We start from the raw sequence: 1,887 nt of genomic DNA on the forward strand, positions 1-1,887 counted from the left end.
AGGCGCGTGCCGAAGCACCGGGTTTGACCACGAGCGAGTTGTCGGTGACCTGTGCGCGCTCCACACCGCCGTAGATCATGATCGGAGCGCGTCGCGGATCGTAATTCTGCCCCTGGTTGTCGTCCGCCGTGCGGGTGTAGAGGACGGTGTTGCCGCTGACGACGCTGTCGTGGGACTGGAGGATCACCGCGATGCTCCACCAGGTCGCGTCCGCGACCGTGTTTCCGGTGATCGTGGTGTGGGCGACGTTCTCGCTGACGATCGAGCGGCGGAAGGTCCCGTAGACGACGTTGCCCGAGATCGTCACCATCGATGCGGAGTGCGGGGCATCGACCTCGTTGCCGAGGGTGATGCTCTCGGTGTGGATGCCCACCCGGGCATCGGTGCCCTCTTTGGCGTTGACGATATTGCCCGTGATCGTCGCCTGAGCCCCCCAGACGACGATCCCGTCACCGCGGTCTTCACCGAGGTTCTCGGGGGACGTCGGGCCACCACCGACGCCGATGACGTCCTTGACCCTGTTGTTGGCGATGACGATGTCGTGGAACTCGCCGCCGTATCGCACCGCGATGCCGTTCTGGAAGAGCTCGATGTGGTTGCCGAGGACCCGCACATCGGACGCCTTGATCTCGATGCCGTAGTTGCGGTCGCCTTCGGCGGTGCCGAGTTCGTTCGGGTTCGTCAGGGTCACCCCGGAGATCTCGACGTTGTCTCCGATGACGCTGAGGGCGGCCGCGTTCTCGATACCGGCCGTGAAGCGCAGCTCGCCGCCGCCGCGCAGGACCGTGTCGCCCGGGATCTCGATCGTCCCGTCCAACTGGATGACGCTGCCGGCCGGCACCTCGATCGCCCGCACACCCTCTGCCGGCAGGCTGGCGATGAACGCGCGGACGCCGTCGGTGGAGACGGTCTGGCCGGTGGGATCGATACCGGGACCGGCGAGCACGGCCGATGTTCCGGCGGGCACGGTCGAGGTGATCATGGGCACGATCGACGTGACGGTCGGCGCCGGATCCGACTGGGCGCGCACCGCCAGAGGTGAGAGCGTCCAGATCCCGGCGGCGACGAGCGCCACTCCGGCCACGGTGGCAGCGACGGGGAGGAGCCATCGAGGCGGCTTCGGCCGTCGGGACCTCGCCCTCTCGGCCGTGTCGCTCGTTCGGTCGTCCATGTCCCCAGATGCCCCCCGCATGGGCACATGCTACAAGGGTCACGTATCGGAAGGGTTTCGGCTGGGCGCACGCGCAAGGCTCGAGGGTTCCAGGCGGTGCCCGAATCGATCGTGGTGTGGTGCTGCGCACCCGATGCGCGACACTCCGACAGGGCGACGCGATTTGCGACACGCCCGGGCTGCACGTAGACTATTCAGGTTCCACATTCCGGCGTGCCTGTACTGCGCGTGCCGGATCACTGCCAGGGCAGTGCATAGGCCGCGTCAGCGCAGAGCCTAGGCCGCAGGCAGCAGAACACCACAATCCGACGCACTTCCCTCGCGGGAGGCTCGCACGCGTGCGAGGGCGACGGAAACCGGATGCTCCGGCATGCGGCGTGACATCAGAACAGTGGTGCAGCAGAACCCGCGAGAGCGGGAGATGTGCCCGGCGCAGGAGAACTGCGCCGCCGTGCGTCCGATGCCCGAAGAGGTATGACGCAGAAAGAGAGTGAGCAGACAATGGCGGGACAGAAGATCCGCATTCGCCTGAAGTCGTATGACCACGAGGTCATCGACACGTCGGCGCGCAAGATCGTCGACACCGTGACCCGTGCGGGCGCGACCGTCGTGGGCCCCGTGCCCCTTCCGACCGAGAAGAACGTCGTGTGCGTCATCCGGTCGCCCCACAAGTACAAGGACAGCCGCGAGCACTTCGAGATGCGCACCCACAAGCG

General features: G+C 66.8%; 2 protein-coding genes. One reads left to right on the forward strand and one right to left on the reverse strand.

Translation table 11 applies throughout. From position 1 onward, the window contains the following. Positions 1 to 1,075 (reverse strand): hypothetical protein (locus tag DI573_RS14695; RefSeq protein ID WP_292815896.1); only part of this gene is annotated, 1,075 nt, incomplete at its 3' end. Between the two features lie 597 nt (positions 1,076 to 1,672). On the opposite strand from DI573_RS14695, the gene rpsJ reads away from it, so the two are divergent. Further along, a partial coding sequence (rpsJ, locus tag DI573_RS14700) for a 30S ribosomal protein S10 (RefSeq protein ID WP_292815899.1) occupies positions 1,673 to 1,887 on the forward strand: 215 nt, incomplete at its 3' end.

It is taken from the genome of Microbacterium sp., assembly GCF_003248605.1.
In the GTDB taxonomy this organism is placed as follows: domain Bacteria; phylum Actinomycetota; class Actinomycetes; order Actinomycetales; family Microbacteriaceae; genus Microbacterium.